The organism is Mycoplasma enhydrae, assembly GCF_025779955.1.
Classification (GTDB): domain Bacteria; phylum Bacillota_I; class Bacilli_A; order Mycoplasmatales; family Metamycoplasmataceae; genus Metamycoplasma; species Metamycoplasma enhydrae.
Map to the genome: position 1 here is coordinate 46441 of NZ_JAOXHI010000003.1, position 20864 is coordinate 67304.

Below are 20864 nucleotides of genomic sequence, written 5' to 3' on the forward strand. Positions count from 1 at the left end.
TCAAAATTTAATTGTCTTAAAAGTTAAATATGTTTTCTGCAAATACAGAATATACACCTACGAATAATCCATAAATAATGAACCCTAACATAATTAAACCCATTAAAACTACTGAAGAAATTCCAATTATACTCAAAACTCGTTTTGCAATTCTTTTATGTTTATTTTTAGTTATTAATAATTTAAAATCTTTGTTATTCATTTTTTATCCTTTTGTAGCATTTCCTTGTCTTGAAATTGCTGCCATTATTCTTTTTCTTAATAGTAGGTATATTAGCATCATTGGCAATATTGCCAATACAGTGGCTGCCATTCTAATTGATAAGACAATTTTTTGCACTTCGCTACTATCTTCAGTTTTTTGTTGAATTCTACCTGTTGTAAATAGTCACAAGTTAATTGGTGATCAATAACCAGCAGTTTCTCCTGGTGTAGAGGTTCATAATACTGCAGGTCATGTATATGAGTTTCATGATGATAAAGCAGTTAGAATAACTACAGTTCATGTTGTTGCTTTAACCATTGGTAATGCTATATTAAAGAAGTACTTAAATCCACTAGCTCCATCAAGCATCGATGATTCTTTAACAGAGTTTGGTATAGCTTCAAATGCATTTTTGTACATATAAGCATTAAATATAGAAGTTGCAAATGGAATGATTAGGGCAACTATAATTACTGGGCTATTAGTATTTAACCAGTTGGCTTTGGAAACAAATGTATATTGCATTGTAATAAGTGTAATTTCAGGAATTACCATCAATGATAGTAAGAAACCAAAGAATGCATTTTTGCCCCTTCATTTTCTCATTGCCAGCGCATATCCTAAAGTTATTGCAAAGAATAAACGAACCATTACTGAAATAGTTGTATATGATGCAGTAAATATTAAAGCTTGTCAATATCCTTTTTGGAAAGCATCTTTAATATTTTCAAAATGGAAGCTCGTTTTAAGACCAAATTTAAATTCTTTTCCGTTATCTTCATAAGATTTTCAATCGAAAGGTCACCATGCTATTTTAGAGCTAGCTTCTTCTGTATAAAATCGTCTGTCCACTAAAGATTGTTCAATCATAAAATAGAAAGGAAGAATGATAAGAATACTAAAGAAAGTAAGTATTGATATCTTAAAACCTCATTCAAGAAATTTTCCTAATACATTAGTTGTCGAATAGGGTTTCGACATTAATTCTTGTTTAGATCTTAAAGATAATTTCTCTCGCCATTGCCTGTTCTTTAATTTTATTAGTAACATTTTTTTCTCCTATGTGTCCATATACTTTGTAACTTAATGAAACTGCTTTCTTTAGTGAAAATGAAATTGATACTCCTAATATGAATAAGAATACTGAAGCTGCCATAGATCTTTCGGTTTGACCTGCTTTAACGTTGTTAAAAATATAGATTAATAGTGATCCACCTTCTTGAGCTATAGCTGTATTAGCATCATTATTATATAATGCCAGTGGAAAGACCTTTATACCATTGATTATTCCAATAGTAAATAGGAATGAAATTGTTCTACGAATAGATGGTAAAGTAATTTTGAAAAATTGTTTTAATGGTGAAGCACCATCAATTGCTGATGATTTATATAAGGTTGGATTAACTGATAGCATTGCTGTAGTTAAAATTAATACTTGGAATGCTAACCCTCCTCAAACCCCTCTAATAAATATAACAATAAGTGGTTTTCATCTTGAACCTGTATCATATAGTCATGGAAGTATTGCACCCTCTGTTGATTTACCGAAAATGGCACTAAATGTTAATGAAACAGCAACTGCTCCTGTCATATAAGGTAAGAAGAATACTGTTTGTCAAAAACTACGTGCGTATTTTTTAACTATTGTAGCAATAGCAGAACTAATTAATATTGAAAAAAGTAATCCTACTGGTAGCGCTAAAATAGCATAAATAATTGAGTTTACAACAGAATTGATAAACTTAGGGTCATTAAAAATACCAACTCCCGTTACTCCTGGACGATAATAGTTATCAATTGATCAAGTATAATCACGATAGCTATCCCCTTGAGCTCTAAAAGAACCCATAATTGCAAATAAGAAAGGAATTACAACCATAAATATTAGTGCTATTAATGATGGCAATAACAATAAAAATGGTTTTCATGCAGGTGTTCGAGTATTTAAAATACTTAGAGCTTCACCTGATTTTTTAATACGATATTTTTTTCAAAAATATGTTTTCATTAAATTCTATCCTTAGTGTCTACATCAAACATATGGTATAATTCTTCTCTTTTAATTGATAGTTTAACAATTTCACCTAGTTCGTAGTAAGTTTTTTCACCTAAGAAAACGTTTGCAATTCTATCTATCTCTTTAATATAGATTTGTGCTTGAATTTCTTTTCCTAAATATTCAACTAATCTAATGTCTCCAACAAAAACTCCGTTTTTATCTTCAACTAAAGATTCACCACGAAATCCTAAATCCACTCTAGGTTTTGTATATGTTTCAGGAGCTTTGGTTAATTTGCTTCCATTATAATAAACATATCCATCTTTAACATCTGTTTCAAATATTCTCATTTCTGGCATACCTAAGAATTTGGCTACAAACTCATTCTTTGGTTTTAGATATAAGTCCATTGGTGCACCTATTTGTTGTACTTGGGCAGTAGACATACAAATAATTTTGTCACTAATTGACATAGCCTCTTCTTGGTCGTGAGTAACAAAAACTGTAGTAATTCCAAGTTCTTGTTGAATTGAACGTATTCATTTTCTTGTAGAAATACGTAATTTAGCATCTAAGTTAGATAACGGTTCATCTAACAATAGAATTTTAGGCTTTTTAACAATTGCTCTGGCTATAGCCACACGTTGTTGTTGCCCTCCAGATAATTGTGTAGGTCTTTTACCTAAATTTTTAGTAATTTCAACTCTTTGAGCAACATCTAAAACGTCACGAACAATAGCTTCGTTTATTGTAAGGACGTCTTTACCGATTACTCTGATTTCATCTTGTAATTTTTTAGGTAATTTTGCTAATAAAACATTAATATCGTGGCTTATATTTTTAGTTTTTTGAATACCTTGTGATTCAAAAATTTGGTCTAAAATTTCACGGACTGACGTTTTGTAAATTAAAGCGGTTTCCGCTGATATTTTCTTTAAACGGTTTTTAATTTGAAGCATTTCAGCAACTAAAGGATCTTGTTTTTGTATCACTTTTTTATCCTTTAGTAGTTTTTTAGCTTCTAAAATTTTCTTTGAATAACTAAGCTTAGTATCTTTGTACTTAAGTTCATAGTCATTTGTAATATTTTTAATTGTTTGCTTATATTCTTGTTTTTTGGCAAGTTTTTTTTCATTAAACAATTTTTGAATTTCTGCATATTTTTGAGCTCTAATTGCAGATTCTTCTTTTGATAAAGCTGCATTGGTCTTAGGATATGCATTTTGTTTTTCAATAGCACATTCTTTATCTAAATTACTTTTTTGGTCTTTAAACTTTTGTTTTGCTTCTTTAATGTCAATTAAAACTTTTTTAGTTAAAGAAGAAAGCAAACCTGTTTTTTTTGTAACTAAAAAGTTTAAGTCATTAACTTCTTTTTCAATAATATTATTGAATTTTGTTGTTAAATGAGTTAGATAACTTCTAGTTTCCTTTGGATTGTCAATATTGTGATACAACTTTGTTCTTGTATCTTCAATTTTGGCTTTTTCAATTCCAAAGTATTCAAAAATTATTTCAAATATTTTTTGTTGTGATAACTTTGTTTTTTCAATAGTTTCTTCTTTTCAGTGTCTATCATTTCTTAAAGGAAATGCAATATTTTCATACACTGTCATATGAGGGTATAATGCATAGTTTTGGAAAACTAGACCCAATTCTCTTTGTTGAGGAGAGAATTTTGTTACATCTACGCCTGAAAAAAATATTTTTCCACTTGTAGGTCTTAGTAATCCTGAAATTGCATTAAGGGTAGTAGTCTTACCAGAACCAGATGGTCCAAGCAAGGTAACTAATTCCCCTTTTTTAATGACAAAAGAAGCATTATCAACAGCTAAAGATTCACCAAAGTCAATAACTAAATCTTCAACTTCAATAGCTGGTATTGATTTTTTAGCTTGGTAACGTTCTTTTGAAAAGCTATGAATATCACTTTGTGTTAATTCATTTTTTGCTTTGTTCATTTTAAAAAATCCTTATTTTATTTTTTGTTTTGATTATTTCTTAAAAATTCATAAATATTATTTTGGGGATCAAAATATTGTTTTGGTATTTGTGAAGGATACATAATCTTATAAGCAGTATTTATTAAAGTTTCACCATGTGAAACATATTCTTTTGCAAGTTCTATAGGGTTATTAATTTTAATATTAACTTTTTTGCCTTCTAATTCAATATCAACACCGTTTTTATTATAAAAACCTTTGTTTTCCAAATATCCTTTATTAAAAGCATGAGCTGCAAAAGGTAATAAGTAACTAATTATGTTTTTCTTATCTTTTTTGTTAAAATCACCAATAAAGTCTTTTAGAGCACTATCGTTAAATCTGGGTAGTGTTCAACCATTTGATAGCATATCAATACTAAAGTTTTTTTGGAAATTTTCACCAAAAAATAGATATCCTACGTGACGATCATATGATAAATTAACTCAGCCATCTTCGGAGATTAATCTAACTTTTGTACCATTAGGTAATATCGATCTGGCATAATTACTATCTAAATGGGCTAGATTTTTTTCACGTTCCTTAACATCTTTTGTGTTTTCTTCCAAAGTGTCTATTAATGGTATTCTTACCTTAATAACTTCATCTTTTTTAGGTTTACCATTAGGATTACCTTTTGTAACCTTAATTGAAAGTGTATCACCATCTGAAACCTTTAGAACTTCACCTTCAATAAAAGAAAAATATTCTCACAATGTTTTCGTTACTTCTTTTTCAGTACCGGCAACTTTGTCAAATTCAGAATATGTAATTTGTTGATCAAACATTGTTCCGACTTTGTCAATATCTTGAATTTTAATAGGATATGTGTCGTTTATTTTTAGATCTTTTTCTATTTTTTTTCAATTAACACATGATATAGCCACAAGTGGCATTGCAATCATGGGAACAATTGAAAATAACCCCAATCATTTTTTTTCATTCTTCTTCATTAATAATTCCTAAAACACGACAAAAACAACACATTATGTGCGTTTTTGCTTATTGTGTCTATTTAAATTGTTTTCTAATTTCTTCCATTAGATCTTCGAAACTTGGATTTTTGTTTGCAGATACTTGACCTACAATTTTAACAGCTGCTGCTCTAATTGAATCTCTAAGTTGATCTGATAAGTTTGAAGAAACGTCATCAGCTGTTTGATATTCACTTGGACTTTCTTTAACTAATTTAAAGTTTTGGAATGCTAATTTTTCAGCTTCTGAAAGTTTATCTATAACAGTTTTATTTGCATCACTGAAGTATGCTTCTGTTGGAGAAATATAATTACCATGTTGATTGAATGCATCAACTGAGTTTATATTAGCATAGTCTTTTTTGTCAATTGTAACTTTTGTATGTTTATGTTCAAATAGTCATTTAACTAATAATTTTGTAGCTTTGTCTTCTTTTTCGTTAGCATGAATTAAAACTAATGATGGACCTTGTACGAATACTGATTTTTTATCACTAGCTGATTTTCTTAATGGTGCACTAATTCAGTCAGCATCTTCTTTATTTACTAATTTTTCTTTTGAAATTTTTTCAGAAGTGTATAGATCTTTTGAAATTAGTATGTATTTTCTTGAATCATTTTCAAATATTGCACCTAAATCAATAATTTTTGAAATTTCATCTGCTGTTAATTTATCCTCTTCACCTTTATATTTTAGTGTAGATTCATTTTTATTAAATTCAGCATCTAATAAATGATAATCGCCAAATTTATCTTTGTGTTTAATAAATTGGTCTTGGGCTTTTTTGTCAATAAATTTTTTGTCATATTGACCCATTTTTACGTTTGAATCATATGCAAAAATAGGATTTAGGTATTTACCAAATTCAAAAAGAGCTCCCTTATCTTTATTTGGTTGTTTAGTAGGTTCTTTAATTTCATTAGGAGTTCCTAATTCTCTTTTAGCCTTGTTAGTTTTTAAAAAGTATATTGTTTTGTCATTACCTTTAACAAAAGTATGAGTAAAACCAGCTGTTGAACCAATACTAATAGCCATATTATGTCTGGTTAATGATGATGAACCATATGCTCCACCACCACCTATTCAAATAGCTCCTGTTTTAATTCCTTCAAAAACTTTGCCTAACATTGATTCAAAGTGTTTATTTTGATCTGTATTTTTTTTCAAGAATGATTCATAATCATATCCACCAAATCTCTTGTGTTTTTCTGATGGAGGAATATATTGTTTCGATTTGTCACCTTTAGTAATAGCAGCATTCATAACATTAAGTGCTGAAGGTAATGAATCTAAACCAATAATGTATTTATTGTTACTATCTTTACCTGAATATAACTTTTTGGCTGCAATTGCAAAATCAACTAAACTGTCGTATTTTGAAAACATTTCATCTTCTAAAGTAATGTTCAATTTTTTAATAGCTTCTTTAGCTTTATCTAATTCAACAGTTTTAGAAATTTCTCATTCTGTATCAACATATTTTGCATCATTTGGAGTTGCTGCTTTACTTAGATCTTCATAATATTTAACATATTCATCAATTTTTTTAGTCTTAACTGCGTCTTGTGTATAGTTAACACCATCAATTGCTTTAAGTTCTTTTATTAATTTTCCTAAAAGAACTTTGTCAATTGCTGACATTTCTGATGAACGTGAGAATGGAATAACTCATTTTTCTTTTTTGTCATTTCCGGCAATATCATCATTAGCGTTTTTAAAAGTATCTAAAATTTTTAAAGCATTGTAATCTTCATCTGAAATTGATAAGTTCATATCTCTTTTAGAAATGATTGCTGCTGCTGTTGGATAATTAATTATAATGTTTCAGAATTTATTTCTTTCTTTAGCATTTAGTTTACTTTGTAATGGACCTGTGTTGTATCCATTTGGTAAAAATTCAACTTCAACTTTTAAGTATCCATCTTCTTTACGTTTTTTCTTATCTTCTTCAGTTCCTGATTCTAGTCAATCATTATAAGCTTGAACAATACCTTTCATTGCTTTACCTTGAGGGTTATTTTCTCCATAACCAGTAGCAATTTTAATTATGCCGTCGTAATTTTGATCAAATCTACGACCACATGCTGCTGCCATTAAAGGAATAGCCATAGCAGATACTGGAGTTAAAGATAATAAAATCTTATTAATTTTTTTCATGTTTTTACCTTTCCATATTTCTTCAATAAAATAATAAAAATACAATATCAATTAGCTGACCAATTGACATTGTGAAGTTGTGAAAATTGAGTTTTGATTGTATGTATAATTATTCACATATTAATTGTATTACAATTTTTACAAAAACCCGGTTTTTTGTATATAAAACTTATTAATAAATTAATAAGTATTACTAGGCTAATTTTAAGACATATTATCGCTTAACTAAAGATGAATTTAAATATTTATATTCAAAGTTATTAAATGATAGTAAATAAAAGTCATTAAAAGTTGAATAGTTCTTAACTGAATTAAGTATATAAAATTCATAAATAGTGATAGATAAACATAATGAAAAAATAGTTGAAATAAACACTATTATTACTCTTAAAATAGCAGAAGGTTTGGTGCCTTTTTTAATTGTGACTGCTATAGCTAAAAGAATTAATATGGTATCAATTATAAAAGGAATTAATATATCTAAAATTACAATTCTTGTGATAGCATGTTTCTTTTGTTTTTCAAAATTAGGCTCTAAAAATGAATGAATTGCAAAATCACTATCAATTTCATTAACTAGATTTTTATACTGAGGTGAAGTTTCGGTGTATTCTAGTATTGAAGCTACCAAAGAAACAAAATAGCTTTTAGTCATAGCTTTTTGATTTCTTTTATATAACTCTGAAGGTATTTTTGAATTTTTAAAAAATGTATATTTTGATTTATTTTTTAAAGAATTTAAATAACAATAATAAGCAAAGTAATCCTTAATTCGAGATACTTTGATTAAATCTAGAAATATAAAAGCTAGCAAAATTGCTAGTATTCCTGAAATTAAACCCGCTATGAAGCTGACAATAAAATCGTTTGTTTTTCTAAAAAGGCTATTTGCAGAATAAATATTATTAAATATAGCTGATACATATATAATAAAAAATCAGCTTACAGTTATTGCACATAAAGACAAAATTAAATATCAATTTGAATGCAAATCATGTCTTTTAATTTTCTTAAGTTCATTTTTTCTATTATTCATAATTTAAACCTATTTTATAAATACAATTATAAATTAAAAACCTCTAATTGATAAAAAAGAGGTTTGGGCAATTTTAAATAAATTATATGGTGCTCCAGACTGGACTTGAACCAGCACAGTTCTTAACCGGTTGATTTTGAGTCAACTGCGTCTACCATTCCGCCACTGGAGCACTTAAATTAATAACAAATAGAATTATAAAATAATAAATCAAAAACTCGAAGAAAATCTTCGAGTAAATTTGATATTTAATTAGCTTCTTTGAAAAATAAGAATAAAAACAACATTTTAAGTTTTAAGCTAGTTTTGCAATCTGCTTTTAGTAAAAATATAAAAAATAATATTAATTTAAAAACGAATATTCCTAAAATTCATATTGGTATTAAAGCAATTAAAAATACTAAAAAGCCTCATCCAAAATTTCATGATTGATTAATTGGAAATAAAATTGAAATAAATGTTAAAATTCCTAATGTAATTAATGAAGTTAAATAAATTGAAATTAAATTAATTAAATTATTTCTTTTTTGATATTTTAAACTCAAATCAACTTTTGTATTTTTAGCATACATTATATGAAGTGTTGAATTTGAAAAAATGATTTTTAAAACTAAAAATGCTAATAAAAATAAATACGAATTATAGTTTAGGGTTTCATTATTTTTAGTTGAATAATAATAAGTTAATGATATATAAGAAGTTATGACAAATACATTAATAACAATATTTACAACTAGATTAAATATAAAATAATTTCTTAATTCACCGTGTTTTTTTAAGTGACCCAAAATAGGCGAATCAAAATTCTGGTGATTTTCTATAAAATTGTCAATTTTAGTTTTTAAAAAACTGAATGCTCACAATATGTATATAGAATAGAAAACTATCAAAATGATTGGATATACATAAATAACACTTGACATTACATTTAAATACTTAAAGTTGGCACTCACTGCTCCAAGTATTAAGATTGATATTGCTGACAATAAGAAAAATATTCTTTACATAAACAAAAATACAGTTGATTTTGAAATTTTGTTAGCTTTTTTATCAATGTTTAATAATATTTTAGAAGTAATGCAACTGCTTAATAAAAAATTATAATTTTTCATGATATTCTCACAATTCTTTAAAAAATAGTTAATCTTTATTTTTTAACATTAATTTGATAATTCGTTTTTAGTGTGTGCTTTTTTTATAAAATGTTTTAGTTTAACACATCTTAATTATAACTGATTGTAAACATTAATCTTTTTGAAATGAATAATACAATGCTAGAATATTTGTTTATTTGAACTAATAAAAATAGAAAAATCTATTGTTGAAGATTTGAACTAACAATTCTAAATATTTTGAATTTTAATAATTTGTATGAAATATATTAAGTGCTATAATTTTGATATTATGGAATTGCACTTGATTTTTGAGGCTCAAAAGACTTTAGATAAGACTTTTATTAATAATATAGAAAAAGAAGATTTGGAATTATTTGACACCAAAAAAGTGATTGCTTTATTAGTTGAATTGGGTGAATTTGCTAATGAAGTAAAAGCATTTAAATACTGAAAAAAAGATAAAAATATTGATCGAAAAAAATTGCTTGAAGAATTTGCTGATGGAATTCATTTTATTACTAGTTTAGCTTATCAAATGGAAGTTCCAAGTAAAGTAGAGCCTAAAATTAGATATGATAATTTTAATTTGCAATTGGCTCATACATATAAACTATTTTGTAATTTATTAGAAAATAAAGATAAAAAAAGTGTTCAAGAGGCTTTTGAAGTATATCTAGGTTTAGGACAGTTAGTTGATATTAATGAAAAAGACATAATTGAATCTTATTTATATAAAAATAAAAAGAATTATCAACGCATTAAAGAAAGATATTAAAAACGAGAGACTTGATTCTCTCGTTATTTTAATTATAAATTATTTAACATTCATTTGTTCTGCAACTTCAGAAGCAAAATCCACATTCTTTTTTTCAATACCCTCGCCAACTTCATATCTTTGAACTTCTAGAATTTCTAGATTAGATTCATTTAAGTATTGAGCCACAGTTTTAGTATCTTCCATTACAAACGGTTGATATAATAAAACTCCTCTTTCATTAAATTCTTTTCTTAACAAACCACTCTTAATTGATTGTTGAATTTTTTCAGGTTTATTTTTTAGCGCAGGGCTCGATTCTAATTGTGCATTGATTTCATCTAACACTTCTTTAGATAGACATTTTTCTGTTATATAAGCTGGATTTAAGGCTGCAACATGCATTGAAACATTTCTTAAAGCATCAGCATTTGAACCTTTAGCAATAATTATTGTAGCAACTCTATTGTTAGCATGAGTATAACCAGCTACAACCTCGCCATCCTTTGCAACATATTTTTGTGCTCTTCTTAATGAAATTTTTTCTCCAATTTTAGCTGTTAATTGGTTTGTGTGTTCTTCGATTGTAACTCCATCGATTTTTAGACCTAAAATATCTTCAACACTGCTAAAGTTATTTTCAAGCAATGCACTAGCGATTTTTTTAGTTAAATCAACAAACATTTCATTTTTAGCAACAAAGTCTGTTTCTGAATTTAGTTCAAATATTACAGCTGTTTTGTTATCTTTAACAATTGTTCTAACAATACCATCAGCTGCAATTCTTCCAGCTTTTTTAGCAGCTTTGATAATTCCTTTTTCTTGCAATCATTCAATTGCTTTTTCAATATCATTATTTGTTGCTTCTAAAGCATTTTTTACATCTAAGAAACCAGAATTTGTTATTTCTCTTAGTTCTTTAATTTTTTTCAAATCTACTGACATTTAAACTCCCTATACTATTTTATTTATATTTATTATTCTTCAGGTAAAACTACTTCTTCGTTTGTTTTATATGCAAATAAAGGTTTTTCGCCCCTTGCAGAAGCAATAGCATCTGCTAAGATTGTGGTAATTAAAGAAATTGATTTTACTGAATCATCGTTTGCTGGGATTACAAAATCTACTAAATCTGGATTTGAGTTTGTATCTTGAATAGCAAAAACTTTTAAACCTTTGATTTTAGCTTCTTTAATAGCAATTTCATCTTCAATTGGAGAAGCTACTATCATAACTTGAGGCATTTGAGCTTTTCCTGCTAATTTTCTAATTCCGCCTAGGTTTCTTTGTAGTTTAGAAATTTTTTTATCGTTTAATAAACCTTCTTTTTTAGTGTAACCTACGTAACCATTTTTTTGTAATTCTTCCAATTTTTCTAATTCTCTAACACTTCTAAAGATTGTTTGTGAGTTAGTTAAAGTTCCACCTAATCAACGTTCTGAAACATATACTGAATTTGTTCTATTTGCAGCAGCTTCAATGGCATTTTTAGCTTGTTTTTTGGTTCCTACTCAAATAAATGAAATTGGTTTTTGTGCCATTTTATTTAATAATTTGTAAGCATATTCCAATGTTTTTTGGGTTTTTGAAATATCAATAATATGAATTCCAGCTCTTTTACCATAAATATATTGTTTCATTTTTGGATTTCAATGACTTACTCTATGACCAAAATATACTCCAGCTTCTAAAAGTTTTTCTCTCGAAACTATTGGTTGCTCTGAATTTTGATTTTGTTTTTGTTCAGGTTTTTGGTCTACTTGTTTTTGTTCAACAGTTTTTTGTTCTGACATATTAACTTTCCTTTAAATTTTGTTTTTTTGATTTGTTAAAACTTCCTATTACTTCGAACAATTTGCACCAAATATTTAATATTGGCACTGGCAATTGAATTCATAATAGTGCTTGATAAATTAATTAAATTTGAATAATCTATCGAATACTTTACAAGTACTTTACAATTTTACCACATTAAAATTTAAGGAAGATAAAAAAATATCCTCAAGCCATAGGCAAGAGGATTTTTAAATATATAAAATTAAATAATTTTATAGAAGACTATCACTTAACATCTTTACGTGATAAAGGCATTGACATACAACGTGCATTACCCATACCTAATGATAATTGGTTACCGTGGAATGGAATAACTGTAATTCCTGCAGCTTCTAGTGCAGCATTTGTTTTTTCGTTACGTGAGTAACCAATAACAACACCAGGTGCTACTGCTAAGTAGTTTGTTCCATCAAAGTGAGTTTCTCTTTCAATTTCCATTTGTGATGCACATTTTCCGGCAATAGGAATTAAAATAGGTTTTTTGTTGATGATTGATTGTAGCAATCCTTCTAATGGTAAACCGTTTTCTTTTGGTTGAGGTTCTGCTCCGCCGTTTACTAAATCGTAATCTCAGAATTTGAATACATCGTTAGCGATTGGTGAATATAAGAATTTATCTTTATCCAACATTGTTAGTCATGTGTCTAAGTGCATTAAGTTTGTTCATTTAGGAACGTTAATTGCAACAATACGTTTGAATTCAACTTCTTTATTTGCTTTAATGTTTTTAGCTAATAAAGTAATTGTTTCTAAGTCAGTTCTTTCTGAAACACCAACTACTAAAGTATCGTTATTGTAGATGAATACGTCTCCACCTTCAATTGATAATTTCATTGCTGGGTCATAGTATCATGGGGTATTTACTAATTTAGGGTGATTTGAGAAAATAAATCTTGAAAATAGTGTTTCACGTTGTCTAACTTTGTAGCGCATGTAGTGAATTGTAACACCATTTCCTACTGATGCAAATGGGTCACGTGTGAAGTATAAGTTAGGCATTGGGTCTACTATTAATTCGTGATCTGCTTCGATTCCTAAATCATGTTTGGTAATACCAGCCATCATGAATTGAATCATTTCTTTTGTTGTTTTTCTTGATTTTAGGAATTTTCTAACAGCTGTTTTGTGTGCTTCTGTTAAAACAGGTTCTGAATCTTCTAAGAATTCTTCAATTAACTTGTCTTTGTTTTCTTGTGATGCTAAATCATATGTTTCAGTAACTAAATCGGTTAATTCAACTACGTTAATTCCTCTTTCTTTTAATTGTGAAACAAATAATTTGTGTTCTTTTCTTGCATCGTGGCTTTCTAAAATAGCTGAGAATAATAATTCATCTAATCTAGCTGGGGTAATGTAGTCAATTTCACGTCCTGGTTCATGAACTAGAACTGATTCTAATTCACCAATTTCTGAGTAAACGTGAATTCCTTTAAATTTACTGTCAAATACAGACATTTTTTTCCTTTCAAATAAATGATGTTTTTTTGTATAAATACTTTAATTTGTTAACATATTTTAAAAATCTAATTTTTTTAATAAAAATGAAAAACACTTTAACAACTAATTTATACAATTACATTATACTATTTTTTTAGTTTTTAGCGAGCGAATGGACTTTTAAAGACACTTTAAAAATGTTTTACATTGTTTTTTAAAATTTAAAGTCATGATTTATTAATTTTTTCTTAAATTAAACTTAAAAATGCACTGTTACATAATATAATTTGTAAATATAAAATTGAATAAAAAATATTTATGGAGTATAACATGAGAGAAAATGAATATAAGACATTACTAAATATTGCTGAAGATATTTTAAGAGGTCGTAAATCAATAGAATTTAATGCTTTATTTGACGAAATAAAAGAAATTTTATTTGAAAGATGAAGAAACGAAACTGACCCTAATGTTAATGATGAACAATTATTATTAAAAAAACGTGGTGAGTTATATAGACTACTAACAGTTGACGGAAAATTTTTCCACAATGCCGATGGAACATGAACAACAATTAGACCAGATTATAAAGGTTAATTTATTATGCTAGTAAATGCAAAAGAAATGCTAAATAATGCTTATAAACAAAAGAAAGTTGTTTTTCATATTAATATCAATAATTTAGAATGAACTAAACAAGTATTATTAGCTGCACAAGAAACTTCTAAGCCGATTATATTAGGAGTTAGTCCTAGTGCTATAAAGTATTTTGGTGGCTACAAGGTGGTTTATAATCTAGTTGTTGCCTTAATAGAAAACCTAAGTATTAAAGTACCAGTTTGTTTACACTTGGACCATGGAAATTATGAAGATTGTTTACAAGCTATTGAAGCTAATTTTAGCTCCATTATGTTTGATGGAAGCAAACTAGATTTCGAACAAAATCTAGAACTATCAAAAAAAATTATTGCAAAAGCTAGAAAAAAAGATATAACAGTAGAATGTGAAACAGGCACAATAGGAAATGTAAATGATGATCGCATTAGTGATATTGTCTATACCAAATTAGAAGAAGCTTTAAAATTTAAAGAAATTGGTGTTGACATGCTTGCTATTGGAATTGGAAACGTTCATGGTGAATATCCAAAAAACTGAAACGGTATTAATTTCGAACTATTAAGTAAAATTAATGAAAATTTGCAAATTCCATTAGTTTTACATGGTGGATCAGGAATTAGTGAAAATGACCTAAAAAAATGTATTAGTCTTGGAATTACTAAAATAAATATTAATACTGATTTGCAAATTGAAAATGCTAAAGGACTATTAGAATATATAAAAAACAATGATATTTTAAAAAATAAAAACTATAATCCAAGAAAACTATACAAATTATCTAATGAAATGATTTTTAATAAAACAAAGGAATTATTAAATAAGTATTAGTATGAAAAAGATTAAATTTAAATGATTATTAGCAGCCTTAAGCCCAGTTGTTTTAATTAGTCCACTTGTATCAATCAAGTGTCAAGATGACACCAAACAATCAAACGGGAATAATGAAAACACATCTCCTTCACTAGATACCAAAAATAAAAAATTAATTCTTAATAATAAAGAATATGTTATTTCTGATAATTTAAGTCCTAATCATGCAACACAAGTTAAATTGATAGGAGAAAAAGATGGGGATACTACAAATTTTAGAATAATTAACACTAGTATAGAATTTATTTGTCGATATGCAGGAATTGACACACCAGAAACCAGAAAAAGAATAAATGATAATTGAGTTCCCACTGAAGGTGAACAATTTAAATATGGCCAAATGGCAAAGAATTTCGTTTCTAAGCAACTAAAAAATGCTAAATCAATATGAGTTATCCCACAAAGAACTAAAGTTAAAGGAAAAGATAAATTAAGCAATAACTTTCGAGACTTGTATGACAGGGTTATTGGAATTGTAGTTATTGTAACTAAAAATAATGAATTATTATGTTTGAATGAACAGTTAGTTTTTAATGGCTTTGCCAAAATGAATTATATTAGCCTTGATTTAAAAAATAAGTTTTATACAGATAATGAAAATTATTATCATTTTCTTAAAAAAGCACAAGACAAAGCTAGAGAAGATAAAAAAGGTATTTGAAGCGGTAATATTAATAAAATATATCCTAAAAATTAAAAATAAGTTCACTGATTTTTTTGTTAGTGAACTATATTTTTATTTTGAAGATTGTTTTAGTATATAATACTAATTGCTAATGTGTACGGGTAAGTACTCAAGTGGTCGAAGAGGCGGTCCTGCTAAGACTGTAGGGGTGTTAAAGCACCCGCGGAGGTTCAAATCCTCTCTTACCCGCCATTTTTTTATTTCGTTTTACTTCAATCCTTCTATATATATTTTTTGATACGTATTATTTATTTTTAATATTATTTCATAATCTAGGTAATCTTGTATTTTGTTAATTTCAATCATAATTGGAATTTTTTGAGTTTCTTTTCCTTCAAAATAATACTCAGAATTATTTTCTTCAGAATAATATTCATATCCTAGTCCACATTTCAAATGGAAAAAACCATTGTTTTTATATTCATAAAGTTTATCATTGTTTAAAAGATGACAAATTTTTAGTTCTTTATTTTTATATTTTAATTTTTCTTTATATGGAATTAAAAAATAGATTGTTTTTTCTTGGTTTTTTTGACCCTTGAAGTCTTTTATAGTGATAGATTGATAATTAGGATCTTTACTTTTATCTTCCAAACTAAAAATAATGTCATTTTTCTTGTAAGCGGGTTCTATTGGACCATTAGTAATAGTGCCAAATACTGAAGTCACCCTATAACCTTTATATTGGTCTATTTTTTTGTCGAAGCGTATTTTTTCTTTATTCATATTAAATCAATTACAAGAAACTGAAATTATTGTTAATGGTAAAGTTGGTGCAATTAAAGTTGAAAGCAAATTTTTTTTATTCATTAGGTCTCCTTTGGTTCTATTTAATGCTTAAATTTCTTCAACTATTAAAATTTGACTAGTATCATTTAATGTCAAATGTAATTCATTAAACCTATTGCTTATTAAGATTTTAACTTTAAGATTAATTGTGATTTTTTTGTTTTCTTCACCTTCAAAGTAATATTCAGATTCCTTTTCTTTTCCAATATATTTATAGCCTATACACCAAGTAAAACTCAAATGTTTATTTTTTCTATAATTCATTCAGCGACCAGGCATATAAAAATATGTTAGTTCTTTATTTTTATATTTTAATTTTTCTTTATATGGAATTAAAAAATAGATTGTTTTTTCTTGGTTTTTTTGACCTTTGAAATCTTTTATAGTGATAGATTGATAATTAGGATCTTTACTTTTATCTTCCAAACTAAAAATAATGTCATTTTTCTTGTAAGCGGGTTCTATTGGACCTTTTAACAATGGAGCTGAAATAGAAACTATTTTTAGCCCTTTTGTTTTTTCAATTTCTTCATGCAGTTCTTTTTTATTATACTTTGGAAATCGGCAACAAGAAATAGATAAAATAGATATAGGTATAGCAGAAATCATTAATGAATTAAGTAATAAGAATTTCTTCATTATTATATTATCCCCTTCATATTTAAAATTTGTTCAAACTGTGAACCATCAATAAGTTCACCATTATATGAAAAAAATCTATTTTGACCCATTTTTCGTTCTGACTTATCATTTAGTGCATAATTCATTCCATGGCTAAATAACTCCTTGGTGACGAAAACTTGACTATCATTTGCACCCCAGCCCAAGTTAACTAAAAATCTTCCGTCTCTATTTGCTCCATAAGCCACAATTACATGGCCATCTTTACCTGTGGAACCTGGAGAATAAAGCCCAGCTAGGGCTGTTGGAGTTTTATTATAAACTATAGTTGACCATGGTTTACCAAAAAATGAATAGTCCCCTCAATGTGAATAATTAATTTTTCCTTGTTGTCATTTATTTTTTAAAAAACTATCAACAATATATTTAAGATTTCATCATTTATCAACACCAGTAGCAAATCATGTTTTTTGATATAAATATTTTGTAAAATCAGGTTTTAATGTAGGTAAATGATTGCTGTCTAAATAATTAGAATGATATATATCTTCTCCTGGTCTAACAAATTCTTCTTTTTCTCAATCGTTAAAATAATTTGAGTTATAAAAAAGCATTCTATACATTATCAATAAATTCATAGCAATATAGCCACACAACCCAGATTCTGGAGATTGACCATAGTATTTTCCCTTATAGTAAGGTTCAATGTTTGAATAATCTTTATAAATTTGATATCCACTGCCGTCCAAATATCCATGATTATTAGAGCCACTTAGTTTAAAATATCAAGAATATGGTACTTCATAATCAGCATATACAAATGGTGCTTTTTCACTTTGACCTTTTGGTCATTCAAATTCTGGTTTTCCACGGTTTTGTGAACTTTTGTAATCTAAATTTTCAATTTTCAAATTTAATGAGTTTTCGTCATTATTGTAAAATATTTCTTTTTTAAAATTTGACTTTAATTCTTTATTATCTTTGTCTAATATTTTAATATCATTTAAATATTTATATAAAAGTTTTTCATTTTGAACTTCTTTATCTAAATTTAAATATTTTTTACTAAAAGGATTCACTTCAATTATTTTCCCATTTGCTAAGCTTATTATTGAATATCCTCTTTTTTCATAAACAACTAATAAAGATCTTAAATTTTTATCAACTTGTAAGTATTTTGTAAATTTAATTTTAACATCTTTCATTCTAGTAATTTTTTTATAATCTTCTAGAACAATTTTTTTGGCTAATGAAATATTAATCTCATTATTTTTTTCTAATTTTGAACTAATGATAGTAAAAGGTAAACTTAGTATAGTACTTCCTAAAAATAAAAGTTTCTTCATTTTACACCTCCAATTTAGTTTTTTCATATATGAAAAATGCGCTTCATATACCCTAATTCTAACATTGACATAATAATTTCGATATTTTTTTAATCTGTTGAAATTTGATTTTTTAGTTTTATAAATAAAAATTCAAGCCTCCAGCATTAGCTAAGAAAACTTGAATTTTTTTATATAAAATTTATTCTAAATCAGCTTTTAAATATTTTATAAAATGGTTAACTTCATCGGCGTCAAAAAGTAATTTTAAAATTTCTAAAGCAAATTCTAAAGAGGCTGAAGGACATCTACCTGTTACAATTTTTTTATCAACTGTGACATCATTTTTATTCCTTTTTAAGCCTTCTTTAAAATTTGAACTAATTGGATATGAACTATAATTGATAGAATCATCAATAATGTTGTTTTCATACAAAACATTAGGGGCATCGCAAATAGCAAATATATATTTATCACTATTTTTAAATTGTCTAATGATATCTAAAGATTCTTTATCCTTTCTTAGTGTTTGAGCTCCAGAGCCACCAGGAATGAAAATTGCATCATATTCATCTAAATTAACTTGATTTTCACAACTCAATTTTAGTACATTACCTTGACCAATAACTTCTTTAGTATTTAGGTCAGGATTAAAAATTGTAATTTTTTCAAAATGCTTAAAGTAATTAAAGATTGAATATGTTGTTCCTAGTTCAATATCATTAAAACCATTATGTGCCAAAATTAATAATTTCATATTATTATTACATTCTTTCTGGAATATCTAGATCCATTAATCTCATAGCATCAGCTAAAACTGTTTTAACTGCTTTAACTAAAGCTGCATAACTTTGTTCATTATTTGAATCTAGAACCTTAACATTTGAATAAAATGAATTAAACGCTCTAGCTAGTTTTAATAAGTAAGGTGGTAATAAATTAACTTTATAGTTTTTTGCCATTGTTGTGATTAGATCTGGGTATTCTTTTAATTCTGCAACTAATTTTTGTGAATACTCGTCGCTTAAATCTGTAGCTTGAGGATTTTCATAAGATAATTTTTCTAATAATTGAACACAACGTGCATGAGCATATTTAATAATATACATAGAGTTACTTTCATCAGCGCTAGTAACTTTTTTAATATCAAAATCAATTTTTGAATTATATGATCTTTCAATTAAAAAGAATCTTATGGCATCTTTGCCAACTTCATCCATTAATTCTCTTAGAGTTAATGAAGTTCCAAGACGCTTAGACATTTTAATTTCCTTACCATCTTTCATAACTCTAATTAATTGAAATAAGATAACTTCAAATTGATCTCTACGGTATCCTAAGTCTTCAAAAGCAAATTTTACACGCTCCACATATCCGGAGTGGTCTGCTCCTCAAACGTCGATTATGATTCCTTTTTCAGGGTCGTTTAGTTGTTTAAATTTTTGTTCATGATATGCAATATCTGCACATAAATAAGTTGAATCACCATTAGTTTTGATGATTACACGATCCTTATCATCTTTACCACCTTTAGTGGTTTGTAATCAAGTGGCACCATCTTTTTTATATGTTGTTTTAAGTCTTCTAATAGCTGGTCAAACTAAATCATTTTCATATTGAGAAGTTTCAGATGTATAAACATCAAATCAAACTCCAAATTTTGCCAAATCTTTTTCAATGTTTTCTAAAGCAAAATCTCTACCAAATTTTCTAAATAGTTTTTCAATTTCAGCTGTATATTCAACATCTTTATATTTCTCTTTTTCTTTTTCATAAAATGCTTGTGCGAATTCAATAATGTCTCCACCACGATAAGCATCTTCAGGTAATTCATAGTTTTTGTCAAAAATTTGTTGGTATCTTGAATAAATTGAAATAGCCAATTTGTTCATTTGGTTACCATAATCATTAACTACATATTCTCGAATTACTTTATGACCGGCCTTTTCTAAAATTTTTGATAATGTTGCTCCGATTGCTGCATTTCTAGCATGTCCAATATGTAAATATCCTGTTGGATTTGCCGAAACAAATTCAACATTAATTTTACCTTTATTTTCTTTTGAACCACTTCCATATTCATTGCCCAATTTATTAATCAAATTAACAGTATCAGCAATAACTGAATCTGAAACTCAAAAATTAATAAATCCTGGTTCAGCTATCTTAATTTCTGAAATTTCTTTGTATTTATTTAAGTCAATATTTCTAACAATCTCTTGAGCTATTTCTGTTGCTTTTTTTGCTAAATCCTTTTGCAATGTTAAAGCAATATTTGTAGAATAATCTCCGTAGTTTTTTGCCTCCGTTAAAACTACTGGTTTGTTTATTTTTAGTTTTTCTAAAGCTTCTTTTATTGAGCTTATAATTATATCTTTAGCCGTTTTCATAACATTAATATTATATAATTAAAATCATATATTTAGGGACTTTTGTAATCGTTAAATAATTTAAAAATTG

20 protein-coding genes and 2 tRNA genes are annotated in these 20864 nt (G+C 27.0%); 5 read left to right on the forward strand and 17 right to left on the reverse strand.

Features of this window, described 5'->3' with window-relative positions:
* Window positions 1-16: 16 nt before the first annotated feature.
* From OF364_RS01355 to OF364_RS01395, 9 genes are all read right to left on the reverse strand, one after another.
* Complete coding sequence (locus tag OF364_RS01355; protein WP_205851066.1) at window positions 17-202, reverse strand: hypothetical protein; 186 nt, start codon at window positions 200-202, stop codon at window positions 17-19.
* Between the two features lie 3 nt (window positions 203-205).
* Window positions 206-1255 (reverse strand): carbohydrate ABC transporter permease, encoded by a 1050-nt coding sequence (locus OF364_RS01360; RefSeq protein WP_205851067.1) that lies wholly within the window; start codon window positions 1253-1255, stop codon window positions 206-208.
* Window positions 1197-2213 (reverse strand): carbohydrate ABC transporter permease, encoded by a 1017-nt coding sequence (locus OF364_RS01365; RefSeq protein WP_205851068.1) that lies wholly within the window; start codon window positions 2211-2213, stop codon window positions 1197-1199. Before OF364_RS01365 ends, OF364_RS01360 begins: the two co-directional genes overlap by 59 nt.
* Window positions 2213-4165, reverse strand: coding sequence for an ATP-binding cassette domain-containing protein (locus tag OF364_RS01370; RefSeq protein ID WP_263773997.1), 1953 nt, complete (start codon window positions 4163-4165; stop codon window positions 2213-2215). Before OF364_RS01370 ends, OF364_RS01365 begins: the two co-directional genes overlap by 1 nt.
* 17 nt (window positions 4166-4182) lie before the next feature.
* On the reverse strand, window positions 4183-5139 hold the full coding sequence (locus OF364_RS01375) for a hypothetical protein (RefSeq protein ID WP_263773998.1): 957 nt from the start codon (window positions 5137-5139) through the stop codon (window positions 4183-4185).
* Between the two features lie 58 nt (window positions 5140-5197).
* Entirely contained in the window at window positions 5198-7318 is a 2121-nt protein-coding gene (locus OF364_RS01380; RefSeq protein ID WP_263773999.1) for a P68 family surface lipoprotein, read from the reverse strand.
* 214 nt (window positions 7319-7532) lie between these two features.
* A complete protein-coding gene (locus OF364_RS01385) occupies window positions 7533-8354 on the reverse strand; it encodes a hypothetical protein (protein ID WP_263774000.1) in 822 nt (273 codons plus the stop codon).
* 87 nt (window positions 8355-8441) lie between these two features.
* Window positions 8442-8526 (reverse strand) — tRNA-Leu (locus tag OF364_RS01390).
* A 76-nt stretch (window positions 8527-8602) separates the two neighbouring features.
* A complete protein-coding gene (locus OF364_RS01395; RefSeq protein WP_263774001.1) occupies window positions 8603-9307 on the reverse strand; it encodes a hypothetical protein in 705 nt (234 codons plus the stop codon).
* A 418-nt stretch (window positions 9308-9725) separates the two neighbouring features.
* Between OF364_RS01395 and OF364_RS01400 the strand changes: the two genes are divergently transcribed.
* A complete protein-coding gene (locus tag OF364_RS01400; protein WP_263752411.1) occupies window positions 9726-10244 on the forward strand; it encodes a dUTP diphosphatase in 519 nt (172 codons plus the stop codon).
* A 39-nt stretch (window positions 10245-10283) separates the two neighbouring features.
* Here the strand turns inward: OF364_RS01400 and tsf are convergent, their stop codons facing one another.
* The 3 genes from tsf to arcA form a co-directional block, all read right to left on the reverse strand.
* The gene (tsf, locus tag OF364_RS01405; RefSeq protein WP_263774002.1) at window positions 10284-11168 is read right to left on the reverse strand and encodes a translation elongation factor Ts; all 885 of its coding nucleotides are present in this window, start codon (window positions 11166-11168) and stop codon (window positions 10284-10286) included.
* A gap of 32 nt (window positions 11169-11200) precedes the next feature.
* On the reverse strand, window positions 11201-12016 hold the full coding sequence (rpsB, locus tag OF364_RS01410) for a 30S ribosomal protein S2 (RefSeq protein ID WP_263752406.1): 816 nt from the start codon (window positions 12014-12016) through the stop codon (window positions 11201-11203).
* 265 nt (window positions 12017-12281) lie between these two features.
* On the reverse strand, window positions 12282-13514 hold the full coding sequence (arcA, locus tag OF364_RS01415) for an arginine deiminase (RefSeq protein WP_263752405.1): 1233 nt from the start codon (window positions 13512-13514) through the stop codon (window positions 12282-12284).
* Window positions 13515-13826: 312 nt separating this feature from the next.
* Between arcA and rpoE the strand changes: the two genes are divergently transcribed.
* From rpoE to OF364_RS01435, 4 genes are all read left to right on the forward strand, one after another.
* The gene (rpoE, locus tag OF364_RS01420; protein ID WP_205851077.1) at window positions 13827-14093 is read left to right on the forward strand and encodes a DNA-directed RNA polymerase subunit delta; all 267 of its coding nucleotides are present in this window, start codon (window positions 13827-13829) and stop codon (window positions 14091-14093) included.
* A 6-nt stretch (window positions 14094-14099) separates the two neighbouring features.
* Complete coding sequence (locus OF364_RS01425) at window positions 14100-14942, forward strand: class II fructose-bisphosphate aldolase (RefSeq protein ID WP_263752403.1); 843 nt, start codon at window positions 14100-14102, stop codon at window positions 14940-14942.
* A gap of 1 nt (window position 14943) precedes the next feature.
* On the forward strand, window positions 14944-15681 hold the full coding sequence (locus OF364_RS01430) for a thermonuclease family protein (RefSeq protein ID WP_205851079.1): 738 nt from the start codon (window positions 14944-14946) through the stop codon (window positions 15679-15681).
* Window positions 15682-15768: 87 nt separating this feature from the next.
* Window positions 15769-15861 (forward strand) — tRNA-Ser (locus OF364_RS01435).
* 15 nt (window positions 15862-15876) lie between these two features.
* Here OF364_RS01435 and OF364_RS01440 read toward each other — a convergent pair.
* The 5 genes from OF364_RS01440 to argS form a co-directional block, all read right to left on the reverse strand.
* Complete coding sequence (locus OF364_RS01440; protein WP_263774003.1) at window positions 15877-16479, reverse strand: hypothetical protein; 603 nt, start codon at window positions 16477-16479, stop codon at window positions 15877-15879.
* 27 nt (window positions 16480-16506) lie between these two features.
* Complete coding sequence (locus OF364_RS01445) at window positions 16507-17097, reverse strand: hypothetical protein (protein WP_205851081.1); 591 nt, start codon at window positions 17095-17097, stop codon at window positions 16507-16509.
* 2 nt (window positions 17098-17099) lie between these two features.
* Window positions 17100-18425, reverse strand: coding sequence for a putative cysteine peptidase (locus tag OF364_RS01450; protein WP_263774004.1), 1326 nt, complete (start codon window positions 18423-18425; stop codon window positions 17100-17102).
* Window positions 18426-18606: 181 nt separating this feature from the next.
* The gene (locus OF364_RS01455) at window positions 18607-19161 is read right to left on the reverse strand and encodes a DJ-1/PfpI family protein (RefSeq protein ID WP_205851083.1); all 555 of its coding nucleotides are present in this window, start codon (window positions 19159-19161) and stop codon (window positions 18607-18609) included.
* Between the two features lie 7 nt (window positions 19162-19168).
* Window positions 19169-20794: an arginine--tRNA ligase gene (gene argS / locus OF364_RS01460; RefSeq protein ID WP_263774005.1), complete on the reverse strand. Its 1626-nt coding sequence runs from the start codon at window positions 20792-20794 to the stop codon at window positions 19169-19171.
* Between the last annotated feature and the right edge of the window lie 70 nt (window positions 20795-20864).